Below are 17,837 nucleotides of genomic sequence, written 5' to 3' on the forward strand. Positions count from 1 at the left end.
TACATGTTACACAGATATGGAAATAAGTTTACCTGACTTCAATTGTGTGAACAATTGATTTCACGATTTGTTCACAGACCGTTCACGATTTCCAACTTTAGGACAAATTTTGCTTTAATTCCTCTGTGGAATTCTCATACATATCCGCGTTATTATCAATCAAAAGCTTTTTCAGAGCGGCTTTTTCCTTCTCGGATAGATCGGACAGCATAATACGTCTCTTCATGGAGTAATCCATGCGATTCACGTGATCTGCCAAAATTTTGTAGCCTCTACGCGCCTCCCTATCGATTTCCATGTAGCACGCTGTTGCCCCTGCATAGTAAGGACCAGCTTCATTTCGATCAACTGTTACCCAAACGAGCCAATAAGGCTTTCCATTTGGTACTTCTTCTTTATTCATCGTCCATTTGATGCCCTTTTCCACAGAACTTTTAGCATGCAAGGCACCCATGTCAATGTACGCTTCGTCCCCATCGATAATGACAGAGGACACAGCATTCAGGTCGAGTACACCTTGACCAAAACCTCCGTGTACATCGGTTTTTCCACTCATGATGGTAAAACCGCCTTTTTTATTATCAAAAATATCCATATGAATAACCTCCAGACAATCATTCTCCTTCCTTTTATTCTACTCGAAAGACGTGCGATGACGCAATTTGCCTATGTGCCCTTTATTTATCCATGAGCTTTTGGGTGTTTCGTTTTTTGTTTACGAGCTGGATGATTTTTTCGATGCCCGACATAATCAGGATCGTTACGATGGCTGTATGGACCGCCATGGCAACCTTCATGACTAAAAGTTCACCTAGCATCGTGTCAGAGGGAACAATAAACAGGTAGTACACAAAGCTGATAAAAAGAACACTTAGAAAAATCAACCAGCCACGAAAGCCTAACGTGAAGCGAATGAAAGCGGCGATGAGCAAACCGATCAAAGGCCCCGCAAACATCAATGAGAATACGAAAGGACCGAGTATGAACCAGACAAACCAGTTATCATCCATTTTCTTACTCCCCTTGCTTTTGATGACTACTCATCATAGGAATCCGTAGATTCTTCTACCTGTGCCAGTCCACGCTCATCGAGCACGTAATGTCTGCCTGTTTCTTTGTAACGCTCCGAATCATCTGACGAGAAACGTTTGATCAGAAAGCGCACTGGCTCCTCTCCCTCTACAGCTATAGGCGACTGGAATTCCAGGTCTTCACCATCTCGAACATGGATGACAACGATGCGATCGTGGTATTCAATAGACAGGTCTTCCCGTACTTCTTTTTTATTGGCGTCGAGTGTAAAGGTCTGGCCGGATTTGTGTATCGTCACTTCAGGAAAGCTTTTGTCATCTTGTGCAATGATGTAATACAGATAGTCAGCATTTTGATCCGGAGCACTGCGCAACCCTGGTTGTAATTCCTCATCCCCCTGTAACAATCGGGTTACTTGGTCGATGACTTCTGGTATGGTCGGCAGCTTGGCGTGTTCGCCTTTCACGTAGTATCGTTTTTTCATATCCTTCTGGGCGTAATTGGCACTCATATACGGAACGGTACCGTCCCCAACGCCAGGATCGAGAATCGGGGACCATTCGTTATAAAAAGAATCATAAAAGTAACCGAGCAGTGTTACTTGGCCTGTACCCACGATGGAATACTGTGGAACATTGATCGTTTTGTTATCCCACTTTTCATGCATCTTGCCGCCATGTCGGACGAGCGGCGCATAGTCGAGCCGAATATTTTTGTCCTTTAAAAATTCGTCGTAGGTGTAGTACTGAATGTTACTCTTTTTCAGGAAGCCAACCGTTTCAAAGTACTTTTTGGAGGGTAACAGCTCGTAAACGGCAGGTGCATAAGAGGAAATCACCTTCCCTGTTTCCTCATCCAGCCAAGGGATCGAAAAATTGTATCCGTGCTTAAGAGCCTGATATGCCCGTGGAGAGCCAAGGAAGGGTGTGCCCATATACACGACACGATTCACTTTGCGCTGGTAGGACACATTGGATAGAAGTGTTTCTTTTACCAAGAGTCCACCCATGCTATGTGCCACCAAATGCACCTGATTTGCCCCACTTGCCTTCAATGCAGCATCGATTTCTTCTTTTAGAAGCTTGGCATTTATGGTACTGCTATATCGCCAATCGTACGGCAGTGCAAATAAGGTGCGATGCTTCTTGTATCCCGCTTTCTCCAGTTCCTTTACCATGCTGTAATACTGCTCGGTAAGTTCTTTTAGAAACGGCGCATAGGAAAGATATTCGATGGCGTAAAAATCATCTTTTTCCGGGTGGATTGTCGCATCACGGACGACTGGCTGTACATCTACACTATTTGGCTTGATCGGCTCCAAAGAGAGTAGCCTGCGGTGTTTGGGATCATTAATACCAATGAGACTATCGCCAAGTCCCAACCATATTTCCGATCTCTTTCCATTCTGCTCGACTTCGAGTCGCGATCCACCTACTCCCGGGATTAAGATAACTGGGATCGTTCTGTCTCCAATGTAAAGACTGTACGAGTTAGAGGTAAATCCCGAGCGTTTGCTGGCCATGACCTTGACTTTGTAGGTTCCAGGATAAGCATTGAAGAGAATATGTTCATCCGAATTCTTCGCTTTCTCGGATCTGGCGACGACTTTTCCAGCCTCGTCAAGCAGAAATACGTCCATATCCATTCCAGAAGGGATATCCTTGAGGGAGACCTCCACAGTAGAGGAGAGCTTAACGGATAAGCTGTAAAAATCAACATCCGTCTTTGAATGAAGATTACCTACGATATTTCGTTTATAATCATCTAGCTCGTAGGCCTCTTCCAATGAGTCATTCGGCTCGTATCCATCTGCCTTGCCCCCTCCTTGATCCGCGAAAAAATCAGCACGCAAGCGGTAGTAGTAATCTTTCGAAAACGAGCCCTGCTTTCCAACGACCTTGATGTAGTACCATTTGTCTTTTTCCAGTGTCAGTCCCTCGATTCGCTCTGGCTCATTTCCATGCTGCTCTGAACGGGCAAGCTCCCGCTCCTCCTCATCATATACATACAAATCGTAGTCTTCGTTTGTCCGAATATCTGTGAGGGATATATTCATCTGACCATTTGTTGTTCCTCTAATTTTCCAAAAATCCACATCATCCTTGCTGCTAATCTTTCCATGGCTGTCTTTTCCATCAAAGAGCCAATCCGATTTGCTGCCCAAAGTATCATTCGGTTCTACCTCAAAGCGAGCTTCTCTATTGCGCAATTCTGCTTCTCCTGGCTTATTCTCGCCTGAAAAATGCGCATAAAATTCCTCTGCCAGCCGCGAAAGCTCTTCATCGGTGGCATCCTGCTCCTGTTCTTGTTCTTCCTCTTCTGACGGAGCTTCGTTTTGGTCTTCGATCTCTAGTTCGACCAACTCTAACGGTTCTTCCTGATCGGCAGCCATTTCATCCCAATGCGCCTTTTTGATTTTTATTTTTTCTACAGTCGGCTCTATCTGTTCAGGCAATGATAGCTCCCATCTACGTAACGGCTCTTCTGAATCATCTATGAACATATTTATCTGGATAGGGCTATCATCCATAGGCATTACAGCGAGAGAAATCTGAAACTCCTCGTGAAATGAACGGGTTTTGCTGTCGCTGTCCTGATTGACAGACAGCGCGACTTTATCTGGAGTACCCGATAATTGTGCCTGAAAACGCACCTCGCCCTCGTCGATCCATGCCCACGCCTCCTCTACAAATATCTCCCGTTCTTTCGCCCAGCCCTGTTCCACTGTATTTCCCAAGCATAAAGCGAATAGGAGAAGTACACATAGCAAGCGCTGCGTGATTATTCCCACAAAAATCCCCCTCATCCTTTTTCTAGCTTTACAGTAGAAAAAGACAGAGAGGGGGTGCAAATATTTTTACTGAGTCGTATGGTTGCGGATTCCTTGTCGTTCCCATGCGTTTGCAATGATACGGAAGGGTAGTTGATAATCTTTTAGCTCGTGCCCTTGCCCGGAGGTTTTATTTTGATAGGGGAAGCCCTTGTTCACGTCAAAACGAAAGGAAACGAAGTAATAGACAGCGTAGCTCGCATCCTTTTTGAAGCCAAACTGTTTATCCCCCATCAAAGGCTTATCTACTCCCACTTCACGAGTTCCTAGCTTGGAAGCGGAATAGGAGGGTCCTCTCCAGAACTGGGGAGTCGCTTGTTGCAAGGCTAACAACGACTGTAACGGCGTTTGGCGTAAGCCAGTTTCTGAAATCCACGCCCGCGCAGATGTCACGACAGGAAACTGGTTGCTCACGGGATGGCGGTGTCGTTCCTGCAGCTCCACTTGTGTCAAGATGCGCTCCCCCGCATAGTAATCATTTGGCTGGCTGTTTGGATATCGGTCTCTGGCATGATACGCTGCCCATTCGTCTGTATGGCGAATCGAGCCTGTTGCATTTGGCTCAAATACTTCAAAGGAGCGCTCCCCCCCTTTTACCGTAATGGTATAGCGGCCTGTCATTGTTTTGGATATATTCTGTGGTTCACACACCTCTTCATCTTCGTCGTTCATAGCGCAGCTCTCGTAGGACAGTTCAAATTCGACCTGATAATCCATCCCAATGACAAAGCCGTTGATTTCTGCTTTGTACTTTTGCGATTGGAGTACTTGGCGCCAAGTCGTCTGCGTCGGGACAGTGGTTCCTGTGTACACAACCTCTGTGCCTGTAGATGCACTGCTTACCTGCCATTGCATCGGCGCTCCGGGGCCTGTCAGCTTCAGATCAAGCTGCGCTGGTGTATAGACTGCCAGGCTCTTGGCATCTGAAATCCACCCGGGATTCGCAGTGACGGTTACGTTTTTGATATTGTCCCCGCTGACTGAACTCTCCATTTGTGCTTTAAATTGCGTGATTTTCTGATTGATCTCCTGCTCTGTTTTTTGGAAGCCTTGGTTTATTTTCGTCTGATCAATGACCACGCGAATCGTAGCAGGCTCACGTTCCCACACGCCATCTGCATGTAGCGGCAGTTTTTGTAGCTGTCGACCATCACTGTCATAAATCTCTAAACCAATTTCACCGCCATCAAAATCGTCTCCACCACCAGGCGGCTCAGGAACTTCTCCGCCGACTATCTTCACTGGCCAAGCCGCACGATTGTCCGTCCAGATCGTCTCATTTTCCGGCATGGATTTCGCAGGGTTGATATGGGCAATGAAATCCTCGGATTTTTGTGGATACTTCGTCGGAACCGTGATCTTACGCACCTCACCCGGCTTGAATTCCTTCACATCCAAGCTGGTTTCCTTTTCTGAGCTAGCCCAGCGTACAGCCAATTTCGTATCATGCGTTAATTTCCCGGCATTCTTCACGTTGAAAGTAATCGTCGCATTGGTTCCTGCGGCTTGAGGGCTCTTCGGATCAATTTGAAAGCTCGATTTCACAATAAGTAAATTCTCTCCATCCGGTGTGGGAACACCTTTGCCGATTTGCACAAAAAAATGACCGTCGCAGCCATCACTCTGGGTTGAATAAAATTGCACCTTGTACAGCCCTTCTAAAAGAAGACCATTTTCGTCCCTTAGGAAATACACCCAGTGGCTATTTGTGGAGGTGTTTGAGCTATCGAGTGCCTCTCCGTTTCGCTTTCTTTCCCAGGAGCCTGACGCAGGATCGAACCATCTCATAGAAAAGTGACTATTATCCGACAAAAACATACGAAACCGATACTTGTCTGGCATCTCATCTGTTGCTATTTCAATGGTTTCTCCACGTTGAATATCCTTGCTCCACTTTTGGTTGTTTCGATCAATTTCTACTGACGCTAGAATATCCCAGCATTTTTGGTCAGATTCAATGGTGAATCGCACCTCACCCGTACAGCCCGTCTCGGACTCGAACAGCAGTACGATTTCATCGCCAACATCTACGCTTGCCGGCAACAAGAGCCTGAATGGCTCGTCCGCCGCAAGCTTGTCGGTTAACGCTGTTTTTCCTCCAGGGGTCTTCCAATACCAAGTACCAGATACCTTCGAGGAAAACGATAGATTGGTATCGTATTGATCTCCAGCCTCCGTAAAGTACTTGATATATACGGGATCTTTCAATGTAAAGCCTGAGCTGACTGATCCATTCATGCTTTCCCCTTCCGGAGAAAATGGCAGAGGTGGTTCGCTATGCACTAAAAACGCAACCTTTTTTTGATCAGCGATTGAGCAGAAAGCATCTTTTACGACGATCGTTATTTCCCAATTGCATTCAGGTCGCTCCCTCCACTTTGTCCCATCGAAGTTTAGCTTCAATTTGTACGTTTTTCCTCGTTCGAATGGAAAATAGTACGGGTTATAAGCATTTTCGTACGGAAGCTTTAAACTGGAGGAATCATAGGGTCCCCATCTGCCGTTGTCCTTTTCCTTGACTGGCAAGGTATAGATTTTTCCGTTTGGAAGTGATACATCCCACTTGAGCGATGCCTCCGAGCTATCTCCGTATTTGGTCGTGTATTTGGCTCGGAACGTAAGCGTATCGAACGGCATAATCTCAATCGTTTCACCATTTCTTACTGCAGATGCCGACAGCGTAACGATGGGGCATGAGTCTTCGCCGTCTGGCGACTCGACTCTCAAATATTTCTCCCAGCATTCTGTTCCATCATCACTGACGTAGACGACTTTTACCCGTCCAGAGCTACCCATTCTACCTGTTGCGACCTTCCGATTCCCATTTGCTCCAGGCTTCATGTCATAACCATTCATCGTGTATTTTCCTGGTTTATTGGCGTAAAGGGTGATATCGGCATTTTTTTCAACAGCGATATCTGAACCACCGCTGGCAACAGCATTGTGGTCTTTTATACCCTTGTCGCCAACGACTTGAATGTTCAGTTTGGTTTTTGTTGATCCGATTGAACAGGCTGGACCTGGATCAGGCTTTTCGGGATCGGGTTTTTCCGGTGGGGTTACATCACCTACTGTGAATTGTGCTGTGTAAGGTGTCGAAACGCTTATGCTACTTGATCCTTGGCGGCTTCTTTGGTGCAGGTCAGTGATTATTAGCGATACTTCATACACCCCTGGCTCGGTAGGCTTATATTCGGTATTTTTATAAGTCCACTTGTAGCCTGGGGGACTACTTGTCTCGTTTACCGTGGGAACGGCGGTACTGGGATCGTTGAATGGTCGATTAGACAAGAGGCTTTTGTATCCACGCCCTGTCGTCTTGTTGATCACATTTAAAGACCATACAAAAATGCCGCGGTCATAGTAAGAAAAGTCCGTGGCATTTGCATGGATCTCAACTGTTTCGTTGAGGTTGTATTTGGTTTTGTCGGTGGTTATGCTGCCGCTGGGTTGTGGGGTTGTTCGGAAGTGGCCTACTGAGATGTATCCGCCTTTGCCGTCTGGGACGAGGTTGTCTCCTTTGGTGTAGCCTGCGCCACCTGAGGCGGTGGCTAGTTCTGCGAGGTTGTAGGCTTGGTATGGTGGATTATTATGATTCGTTAGATTGGCAACTTCTTTACTATAGGCATTAGCAGAACCACCGAGAATAAAGTTGGAATTTCCACCAAAACGATTGATCCAATAAGAAGCCTCCTCACCATCTACGAAGTACCATCCTTTATCCGCTTTTTCATCTTCATCTGCAAATAACAAAACTCGCTGTCCATCAATACTTCTATCAATCTCGATTTGTGCTATTGTCGTCCCCAGAGTTGCAGGAATCGTTTCGATAGACATTGAATCAAATCCGTTCTCAGGCGAAAGTCTCTTGTAGGAATCAATACTCGCGACTTTGATTCCATGTAAATTGGGAGCAGCCTCAGTAATCTGTGGATGCACACCGACCAATCCTATCAAAAGGCAGAAAGAAAGCACAGGATATAGTACCTTACTATGCTTGTAAATTTTATTATTCATATTAGTACCTCAACTAGCGATAGAATCTTTTTGTGCGATTTTCCCGATCAAACTTAGGAAGTTTGGGATACCAATAACCTCCTGCCATTCCGGAGTCTTTCGAGTTGATTACTTCAAAAGAAAGGGAATTCACTGTATTGACAGGAACTGAGAATGATTCGTTATTTAAAAAACCACTTCTTCCATCATTGTTAGTGATAAACATTGCTCTAATTTTAAAGTTACCGTCCCCTTTCGGGACTTTTCCGGTAATCTTCCCATTGGCCAATTTCAAGCTTTTATGGAATTCATCTGCATATTTTTTACCTTGCTCAAGCTGCCATTTATCTAGCCACATAAATTGTAAAATTTCAGCAGCATCACTTCGAAGCACTGGCAAATCCTCGCGGAATCTTGGTTGACCATTTGGTGCTGGCTTCATCCATCCCCAAGTAATCAACGCACCAGTATTAGTTAGATTTGGGCTTTTTTCACCTCTATATGGCTTCCACGTATTAAAAACAAGCAATGCTGTTTCTTCTTTAGTCAGAAAACGGTTTGGATCAATCTTCAAATTATCCAAAATCCCCGCTTTCTGCGCCTTCTCATAACTCATCTTCGCCCAGTGCCCTGCCGGGAGCTGCGGTACGGGTGCCACTTCCTTCAACCCGCGAATGGCTACTAAACTCGCGATAAACTGCCCCTGCGTGATTTGACTATTCGGATAAAAGTTCCCCTTGCTATCCAGCCATAAGTATTTCTTCTGTACACCGAAATCAATAGCTGCCTTTGCTGTATGTGAAGCATAATCCTTCGCTGACGCTTGAGCTTGTACGGTAGGACTGTCAGCAACTCCAGTAACCCCTGCCATTACAAGGACAGATGCTAGTAGGTACGACATCATTGCACGTTCGTTCATGGAATGACCCCCTCTTCACCGGATATTTTACCTATATTATCCATTTTTAGAAAGAGTCTGATTTAGGTTCCTTTGCAAAAAGCTTCGCAACGCATTCTCGGGTACCGCTCCTTCCAGCTTATCGACTACCTTACCTTTTTCGACGACAAAAACAGTGGGGGTTGCCTTTGCCCCGAGGCGCGATGCTTCATCCAGCTCTTTCTGCTTATGAATATCCAGTCGTTGGATCATTTCCGGTGGATACGCCTTCACAACTTTCTCGAATGTCGGGCCGAATTCCTTACAATATCCGCAGCTATCACTATAGACGTACACGACTCTTACTTCATGTGCACTGGCTGTCCCCCACGCACTTATACCGACAGCAAGCATAACAACACCGAGCGCGATCCACAGCCACCATCGCATGCTTCTACTCACGTCCATCTCCCTCTCGCTAATCAAAATGTTTCATACCTATGCACTTGTCAAAGAACGATGCCCGTATTATGCAGCTCCGAACTGAGACAAAAAAAGCCAGCCCCATTGGACTGGCTGACCATGTATAAAAAAAAGACGTACCACAACTCTTGCAAGTTCGTACGCCGTGCTTGTCCTCGTATGATGTTCCCTATTACATAATTGCAGTGCCGCCGTCTTCCTTCATCAGCGCACGCAGTTCTTCAATAAACGCCTGCCCTTTTTGAATCTCTTCTTCGGTGTAGCGTTGCTTGCTCTTAAACGTAAAGATTTTGCCCTTCATTTCCTCATACGGCAGGTGGTTGAAATACAGAATCGTAGAAACCAGCTCGAGAAAACGAGAATTCTCCTCGTTCATACGCAAAATCGCACGTTCTCCACTACCGAAGTCAACCTCATGAAACTTGAGAAAATCATGACCGGTTTCGTTCAAAGAGTAACGATACATATGAATGGCACCTTTACTCTCCATTTGCTCATCCAGAAGCCCCATGTTGCACAGCTCATCTACTCTGAGCGTCAGTTCCTCCGAATATGGACCGTACATGTGAAACTCGTAGCGCTCATCGAAATCCATCTCCAGATGTTTTCCTATGTACACCATCTTTTGTAATTTTTTTCGCCCGCTCACTTCGCCGACTATCTCAATCAGGCGTATGATCTTGGCGTGACGATTAAGCATCCTCCATCACTCCCAGACGTTCTCGAATCTTACGGGAGAGATCCCCCGGCAAAGCCATGACTTTATCCAATGGAAAGTACAGCTTGTAATCAAAGCGCCGCTTTCCACTAATGGCCTGTACAATTTCTGACTTCTGTGACAGCTCGACCAGTTCGCCTGAAGGCATTTGGAGCATAATCGGAATGCGCTCCTCTTCTTCTCCGGCACGGTAAAAATCATACGGAAGATCGGAGGTCGTGTCTACCTCCAAATAATACATCGGATCAATTCCGGCAGATTGAAATAGTTCTTTCAGCTCAGACAGCAAGCGGAAATCCCTCGGATTATATTCGACATATTTAAAGAGATTCCTGTCCAAAAAACGGGCGCACAAATCTTTCAACACAGGGTCTTGCTCTCTGCGCCAGAGCTGCATATAGAAAAGAATAATGGACTCATCGAGCGCCAAATAGTCAGCGAGCTCTACCTTTTCCTGCAAGAAAGGCAACAACATGACAGGCTCCTGCATGAACGGATAGCCTTGGGAGAACAAGAGCTTTGCCCGTTGAAAAATCTTGCACAAGATGACTTCCGCACTTCGTGTGACGGGATGGAAATAGACCTGCCAATACATTTGATAGCGAGACATGATGTAGTCTTCGACAGCATGCATCCCGCTGAATTTAAAGACAATGCCATCCTCCTGCGGCCGCATGACACGCAAGATTCGCTCAATCTCGAAATTGCCGTAATTGACGCCCGTATAGTAGGCATCACGCAGCAAGTAATCCATCCGATCGGCATCGAGCTGGCTGGAAATGAGGCTTACGATCAGTTTATTGTCATATGTCTTATTAATCACTTCTGCCAATTTCTTAGGGAAGCTATCATCAAACCGGCGAAGAATTCGGTTGATTTGTGTATCTCCAAGCAAAATGGCTCGCGTCCAATCCTCGTGGTGATACTTGAACACCTTTTCAAACGAATGGGAAAACGGACCGTGGCCCACATCGTGGAGCAAAGCCGCACATAGACACAGCAGCTTTTCCTCGTACGTCAACTGAATACGGCCTTCGAACGTCTCCAAAATCCTGCGCATCAGTTCATACACGCCAAGCGAGTGGTTAAAGCGGCTATGCTCTCCACCGTGAAACGTAAAAAAGCTGGTGCCCAGTTGCTTGACTCTGCGCAAACGTTGGAATTCTGCCGAGTTGATCAAATCCCAAATGAACTTGTCACGCACGTGGACGTAGCGGTGGACAGGGTCTTTGAATACCTTTTCTTCATGAAGAAGCTGTGGCTGTTGCATCCTGGACACTCCCTTCCTGTACTGCTTTCTATCTATTACTGACAGTGAATTTTGATTCTATCATATCATACGACAGCATAGAGAGAAAAAAGTAACAGCGACGAACCTCCCAAAAGGTCGTCGCTGCTCTCAAACCTACAACATTTCTGCCTCAGGCCCATACAAATCCGGGCGCTTCGCGGCTTTTTTCGCCAGCTTTTTGATCTTGTGCTGCGTCAAAACCGTATAGAAGGACGGTACGACGATCAAGGTCAAAAGTGTCGAGAACGCCAAGCCGGAAATAATGGTGACTGCAAGCGGTTTGAACAAAACGTCACCCGAAATGGCTAGGGGCATCATACCTGCAATCGCTGTAAGCGAGGTTAAAAGAATAGGCCGTAGTCGTGCCTCACACGCAGAAATAACCGCCTGCTTCAGCTCCATGCCTGTATGGCGTGCCTCCTCGATGAACTCGATCAAAACAATCCCGTTACGCACCACGATGCCCGCCAAAGCAATAACCCCCATCATTGTCATAAAGCCAAGTGGTGTCTGGGTCACGAACAAGCCAATCAAGCTCCCTGATACAGCGAGGTAAATCGTACTGGTAACCAGTACAGGAATGGTCAAGGAATAGAATTGCATCGCGATCAAAATCAGGATCAGGAAAACGACAAGAATCGAGAGTTTGCCCATATCGATAAAAATATCAGTCTGCTCGGAAGTCTCGCCACCAATCTCATAGCGGTATCCTTCAGGCAAGGACATACTATCGAGCATCGGCTTGATCTCTGCCATTACTTCTGTCGCCGTTCTACCTTTCAGGTCACTGGTAACTGTCACACTCCGCGACAAATCGCGATGTGGGATCGTCTGTGTACTGAAGGTCGGTTTTACTTCCGCGAGCTGTGACAACGGAATCAGCTCTCCACGCGCATTGGCGATACTGAGTCGTTGAAACAGCAATGCAGGGTCTTCCTCGCCTTTTTGCAAGAACAGCTTCATATCTATCAGGTCTGAGCCCGTATCAAACTCGCTGACTGTAATGCCTTCGCTCACCAGACGCAATGTCGTGGACAAGTCCGTGTAGTTAACGAGCTTTTGCTCCATCAGCTCTTTATTGACGACAAATTCCAAGGTATAGCGTTCTACCCCGAAATCGTCTTGGACATTGTACGTTCCCTCTAATCCAGCAACCTTTTCTTTTGCTTGTGCAGAAAGAGAGCGCAGCGTCTCAATATCCTCTCCATAAAAACGAATCACGACTGGTTTTCCAACCGGAGGACCTGCCTCCAGCTGCTTCGTCAAGATACTCGCTTCCGGATACAGCTTTTTGAATTCCTCCGTCCACGGCTCAAGCATGTTCTCGAGATGGGTCTCTTTTTCATTATAACGAACCACTAGCTGTCCGACGGTAATGCCGCTTCCGGCAGCTGTATCTCCGCCGAACATTTTCGGTGCACTGCCTCCCGCGTACGCAGATACTGTCTCGATGCCAGGCTGCTTCAACACCCAGTCTGCCGTCCCACGCACCACTCGGTCTGTTTCCTCCAGACTGTTGCCCACGGGGAGACGGATATCGATGAGAAACTGCGGGCGATCATCGTTCGGGAACAATTCCACCGGAGTGAACGGTATCAATCCATATGCTGCCGTTCCAATCAATACGCCAATCATTCCTGCCAAAAGCGGTCGCTTCAAAATTTTCGGCATGACCTTGCTCGCATACCACTTGGTCAGCTGCAACAACTGTTTCCCCAACAGTCCAGCGGGCTTACGATACCCTTCTACGCCAGCCTTTCTACGTTGCTCATACCATTGACGAAAGATCGGGATGATCGTCAGCGACATGACCATTGACGCCAGCATCGTCATCGAAATAATTACGGGAACTGGACGAATGAACTGCCCGACGTTGCCGCTCAAAAACATCAAAGGAGCAAACGACGCAATCGTTGCCAGCGTAGCGGTCGTGATTGAAATCGATACTTCCTTGGCACCATTAACCGCCGCAGCCATCGGTTTTTCGCCCAGGACAGACAGTCTCCGCTCGATATTGTCATTGACCACTACGGCGTCATCGACCAAGATCCCCAGCACAATGATCAAGGAAACGATCGAGATCATGTTGAGTGAAATACCCAGAGATGGCAGGAACATAAGCCCCACAGCCAGGGAAATCGGAATCGCCATCGCTACTACCAACGATGTGATCAGGTTCAATCCGAGCGCACACACCACCAAAACTGCGATGATGGCAATCATCATTTCCCGGGTCAGGTCACTAAAAAGCTCATCCACTCGTTCATTTTGACTATAAATCGAGTGTCTCTCGGCCCCTGCCGGAAGTGTTTTATCCAAGGTAACCATCATCTCGTCTACGCGCTTCTGCAAGGACGGCACATCACTTCCTGTCTCTGCATTGACGCTGATCGTGATCGAAGGCTTTCCATTGAAATACGAAGTCGTTTTCACCGTCTCCGTCGTCATTTTGACCGATCCGATGTCCTTCAGATAGATCGGGAAGCCCTCTTTTGAACGGGAGATAATGACTTTGTTCAGTTCTTCGACATCTGTATTTTCCGCCAGCTTGAGCTGGTAGGTCCGTTTTTCTGTGGTCAGGTCGCCAAGCGGGATTTTTTCATTTTCCTTTTTGACAGCCATCATCACCTGACTCCACGTGATCCCGTACTCGCTCAGCTTTTGCGTATCAACCTCGATGTGGACTTCCTGCTCCGGTAGACCTTCCACCAGTACATCCGCCACGTTCGGAATTGTGCGCAGCTGTTCTTTCCACGATTTCAGCATGGTACGCATGCTGTACAATTCCTCACGCGTGTCAGCGGTGACCGCAAACGATTGGACAAACGTACGGTTCAAATCATCATTGATGATCGGTTGTTTCGCATCGGCTGGCAGATCAGCCTCTGCGTCCTTTACCTTCTTCCGCAATTCATCCCATTTTTGCTTCGGGTCTACGTCACTCTTTGCTTCCACCATGATAAAAGAGACTCCGAGGGAAGAGGAGGAGGATATATAATTAAGTCCCTGCAATTCATTGATTTTTTCTTCCAGCTTTTTCGTAACAGCCTGCTCGACCTTTTCCGGCGAAGCTCCCGGGTAAACCGTCGTGATCGTCGCCATGTTCACGATAATATCCGGCATCTCTTGCTTGGGCAGCTGAAAAAAGCTGAGGGAGCCTACAAGTACAATCATGCTGAAAAACAGGAGCGTGATTTTGCGCTTTTGTACGATGTACTTGATCACGGTTGTGTACCTCCTGCCGCCTCGATTGGGTCACCGTCAAACAAACGGTCCACCCCTTTGACGATCAGTTGGTCTCCTTCTTTTAGTCCGCTCTTGATCTCGAGCTTGTCACTTACAATCTGCCCGATGACTACGCTTGTTTTGACAGCCTTGCCGCCTGTATTGACGAAGACATGAGCTTCATCTTTTCCTCTGCTGATGACTGCTTCTACTGGTACGTAGACACCTTCCTGCCCCGTTACCGTTTTGGTCGCTTTCACCACCTGACCAGCAAACCAGTCACGTGCTAGGTTGGCGATTTGGACCTCTACGCCAATCGTTCCGGTATTTTGGTTCGTGGCAGGAAATATTTTTGTCACTTTGCCATCCCGTTTTTGTCCATACAGGTCTAAGGAGATCGTCTCGCCTACTTTCCATGCAGAAATTTCACGGTCAGGAACGGGCAATACGACTTTTAATGTGTCGATGTTGCCGACTTGATAGACAGGGCTACCTGAACCGATCAAATTGCCCGCAGACGAGAGCTTGGCGATGATCGTCCCGTTAATCGGCGAACGAAGCTGCGTTTTGGCAAGTGTATTGGCTGCCACTTCTTTGGCGATGATCGTCTGATTGTAGACAGCCTGCGTCAACTGTTTGTCTTCCGTACGAGCCCCTTGAGTAACCAGTGAGTAAGACTGCTGTGCGTTTTGCAAATCCTTTTGTGCAATCGTCAGTCCATTTTGTGCACTTTCATACTCGCTTTTGGAAATGGCGTTTTGCTGGTAGAGCTTTTCAATCCGATGGAAATCATCCTGCATTTTTTGCAGTCCTACTGTTGCCTTCTCCACAAGCAAACGCGCCTGCGTCACCTCTTGCTCTCTCGCGCCATTGTTTACCTTGCTAAGATTTGCTGCACTCTGCTGCACTGCAGCGTTGGACGAAGCAACCTGGAGCGAGTAATCTGTGGCGTTCACCCGGGCGAGCACATCTCCCGCTTTGACCGTGTCTCCTTCTTTACGGTTCATCTCCACGATACGACCGCCTACTTCAAAAGAGACGAGTGCTTCCTCCAAAGGAGCCAGCGTACCAGACAACTCCGTGACTGTCACAGCCTGCTCCCTCTTCACTTGTGCAACGACGACATGCTTCACTTCCTTCTGGGGTGCCGCAGCAGGCTGTTGCTCGCTGCAAGCCGTCGTTGCCAGTAGTCCAATCATCATTACAGATACAAGCCATCTTCTCTTCATGACTTCCCCCGCCCTATGTAGCTATGCTGTTTATTTGAGTCCCTTGATGCCTTGTAGCAAGATTTCAGAAGCATTTTCAAAAAGCTCTTCTTCTACCATTTCGAGATCGAGATTGACCCGATACTTCGCCATAAAGGCATAGAAGAAAGTGGAGACGAACATAAGAGCTGCCGTGAACGGATCTGCCTTTGGCAAATGCCCTTGCTCCTGAAACGCTAGGAGCTTGGTGGACAATACCTCGACTGCGGTCATCGGTAGGCTGCTGAACATCTGCACGACTTCCGGGTGGTTATCCGCTTCAATCATGCAGATCATGAAAATTTCTTTGCGCTCGACCAATAAGCCGTAATATGTACGTGCGTAGCTGACTAGCATTTGCTTGAGATCAGAAAACTCGCCTTGCAACCCTTGCTCCAGCTGCTCTCGGACATCCATGATTTCTTTCAGGAGCTCTTTCAAGATGCCTACCTTGTTCTTGAAGTGACGAAATACCGTCACCTCATTAACCCCTGCTAGCTCAGAAATCTTGCGTGTAGTCGCTCCTTTGTATCCCTTTTGTGCCATTAGCTGACGTGCGGCTGATAAAATTCGCTCACGGGTCTCCTGTTCCTCTTCGCCTCTCCCCCCCAGCTTTTGTTCTATATCTGGGTGATCCATAAAGCACCTCCGTGCCAAGCAAGCAATTACTTGCATTTTCATTTTTTTCCAAGCTCATTATATATAGGAACTGCATGCATGTAAATACTTGCATGCAGTTCTGAATGTGAATTTTTTCTTGTCAGCCTTACCGTTGTGTCATCGTCTTGATCTGCGAGCTTTGGTCTTGCTTGCATTCTGTGCGGTATTCGACCAGGTCGATTTCGCAGTCGGGCCCAATCTCGATCTTGTTGCCGCGAACGACCTTGGCCTTTGTGTTTTCCAGATAGATTTCGTCTCCTTCAATCGTCTCTACAGACAAGGTATTGTTGAGAAAATGCTTCAACAACTTGCCCAAAGTGCTATTTCCAGTTCGACGCACCTCGATGTGCTCTCCACCCATTTCTTTTGCTTCACAGCTGCCATGCAGAAGTACCTCGATTCGCCCCGCATTCAGCAGTCCTCCGATACTAAACGCGCCGTTTGCCCGGAACACTTCGGCTTCGCAATCGCCTGCGGTTTTCAATGATCCGTGAACCTTTACATCCTCTCCTGCCATATTGCCCTGTACTTTGACATTGCCACCGACTTTTAGACTCGTAAAATTCAAATCGTCCGCAACATCAAGCTGACCGTATACAGATAACGTATCCATTTTCACTTTGCCTTTAATCGACGCGTTGCCTTCTACTCTTGCCGAAGAGCCAGTGAGATTTCCCGTGATACTGACATGTCCCGCACAATGAAGCGACTCGCACTCTACGTCGCCATTAATCTTGCCGTAACCCTGCACATCTACTTTGTTGTATACGCCACCCGTAGCATTCACTGCCCCATGAAAGATCAAATCTAACTTGTTCTTATTCTCGTTCTGCATGATATGGTCTCCCCCTACATAAATTTTGCTTTTAATTCTTCGATGCAATTGGCTAGAATGAGCCGCGTCACTACCTTTACACCGCTGTCAAAATACATTTCGGTAGAGCCAGACACCAACACGAACGTGGAAATCCCCATCTTCCGCATAAAGATCAGCTCGCAAGGCTTCCCTTCGAATTTGGGATAGTGGCTAGCCAGTACCTGCAGCAATCCGCCGCCTTCTTCTACACTCAAGTCTCCTGCTGCCAAAAGCTTTTCCAACACATAGGCGTAAAGCGCCTGCTGGAAGGTAAAGGTCCGTAAGCTCCCGAGAAAAACGTTAAACACTTCTAAAGAAGTAGTTGAAACAATGTTTCGTGCCAATAGTTCATCTGCGGACAACGACGTTTCACTCATATTCGGTGAAAACATATCCGCCAATTCATCTAGCGACAAGTCGTCTTTCATGTTCAGGATCTTGTCGATTCGAGCCAAAATCTGTTCGCGCGGAAAAAAGGTTTCTTGCCCTGTAAAAGTTGCTCGTCGAATGAACCACTCCTCTGGAATCAAGTTCTTTCGTTTCCAACGGTACAATTGTCCGTACGAAATGCCAGTAAGCTCCAGCAGGTCCTTCTTCGAGATTACATTTGTGTCCAAGTGAA

Annotated in this window: 13 protein-coding genes; all 13 read right to left on the bottom strand. The window is 47.1% G+C overall.

Going from position 1 to position 17,837, the window contains the following annotated elements:
* Positions 1-97: 97 nt before the first annotated feature.
* Positions 98-595: a YwhD family protein gene (locus ACKKE8_RS29615; protein WP_409176135.1), complete on the bottom strand. Its 498-nt coding sequence runs from the start codon at positions 593-595 to the stop codon at positions 98-100.
* A gap of 82 nt (positions 596-677) precedes the next feature.
* Positions 678-1,010 (bottom strand): hypothetical protein, encoded by a 333-nt coding sequence (locus ACKKE8_RS29620; RefSeq protein ID WP_409176136.1) that lies wholly within the window; start codon positions 1,008-1,010, stop codon positions 678-680.
* Positions 1,011-1,036: 26 nt separating this feature from the next.
* Positions 1,037-3,823, bottom strand: coding sequence for a lipase/acyltransferase domain-containing protein (locus tag ACKKE8_RS29625; protein WP_409176137.1), 2,787 nt, complete (start codon positions 3,821-3,823; stop codon positions 1,037-1,039).
* A 66-nt stretch (positions 3,824-3,889) separates the two neighbouring features.
* Complete coding sequence (locus tag ACKKE8_RS29630; protein WP_409176138.1) at positions 3,890-7,801, bottom strand: ABC transporter permease; 3,912 nt, start codon at positions 7,799-7,801, stop codon at positions 3,890-3,892.
* A gap of 91 nt (positions 7,802-7,892) precedes the next feature.
* Positions 7,893-8,777, bottom strand: coding sequence for an S-layer homology domain-containing protein (locus ACKKE8_RS29635; RefSeq protein ID WP_409176139.1), 885 nt, complete (start codon positions 8,775-8,777; stop codon positions 7,893-7,895).
* 36 nt (positions 8,778-8,813) lie between these two features.
* The gene (locus ACKKE8_RS29640) at positions 8,814-9,203 is read right to left on the bottom strand and encodes a thioredoxin family protein (protein ID WP_409176140.1); all 390 of its coding nucleotides are present in this window, start codon (positions 9,201-9,203) and stop codon (positions 8,814-8,816) included.
* 187 nt (positions 9,204-9,390) lie between these two features.
* The gene (locus ACKKE8_RS29645) at positions 9,391-9,918 is read right to left on the bottom strand and encodes a YwgA family protein (protein ID WP_409176141.1); all 528 of its coding nucleotides are present in this window, start codon (positions 9,916-9,918) and stop codon (positions 9,391-9,393) included.
* Positions 9,911-11,206 (bottom strand): HD domain-containing protein, encoded by a 1,296-nt coding sequence (locus tag ACKKE8_RS29650; RefSeq protein WP_007724798.1) that lies wholly within the window; start codon positions 11,204-11,206, stop codon positions 9,911-9,913. Before ACKKE8_RS29650 ends, ACKKE8_RS29645 begins: the two co-directional genes overlap by 8 nt.
* Positions 11,207-11,341: 135 nt before the next feature.
* Complete coding sequence (locus tag ACKKE8_RS29655) at positions 11,342-14,452, bottom strand: efflux RND transporter permease subunit (protein ID WP_409176142.1); 3,111 nt, start codon at positions 14,450-14,452, stop codon at positions 11,342-11,344.
* Positions 14,449-15,681 carry an efflux RND transporter periplasmic adaptor subunit gene (locus ACKKE8_RS29660; RefSeq protein ID WP_409176143.1) on the bottom strand — a complete coding sequence of 411 codons (1,233 nt, stop codon included), beginning with the start codon at positions 15,679-15,681 and terminating at the stop codon, positions 14,449-14,451. The genes ACKKE8_RS29655 and ACKKE8_RS29660 overlap by 4 nt, the downstream gene beginning before the upstream one ends.
* Positions 15,682-15,711: 30 nt before the next feature.
* The gene (locus ACKKE8_RS29665; RefSeq protein ID WP_409176144.1) at positions 15,712-16,338 is read right to left on the bottom strand and encodes a TetR/AcrR family transcriptional regulator; all 627 of its coding nucleotides are present in this window, start codon (positions 16,336-16,338) and stop codon (positions 15,712-15,714) included.
* A gap of 127 nt (positions 16,339-16,465) precedes the next feature.
* A complete protein-coding gene (locus ACKKE8_RS29670) occupies positions 16,466-17,194 on the bottom strand; it encodes a polymer-forming cytoskeletal protein (RefSeq protein ID WP_409176145.1) in 729 nt (242 codons plus the stop codon).
* A gap of 14 nt (positions 17,195-17,208) precedes the next feature.
* Positions 17,209-17,832, bottom strand: a complete 624-nt coding sequence (locus ACKKE8_RS29675) for a YhbD family protein (RefSeq protein ID WP_409176146.1) — start codon at positions 17,830-17,832, stop codon at positions 17,209-17,211.
* Positions 17,833-17,837: the final 5 nt, after the last annotated feature.

The sequence above is a fragment of the Brevibacillus fortis genome, assembly GCF_046196545.1.
GTDB classification, from domain to species: domain Bacteria; phylum Bacillota; class Bacilli; order Brevibacillales; family Brevibacillaceae; genus Brevibacillus; species Brevibacillus fortis_A.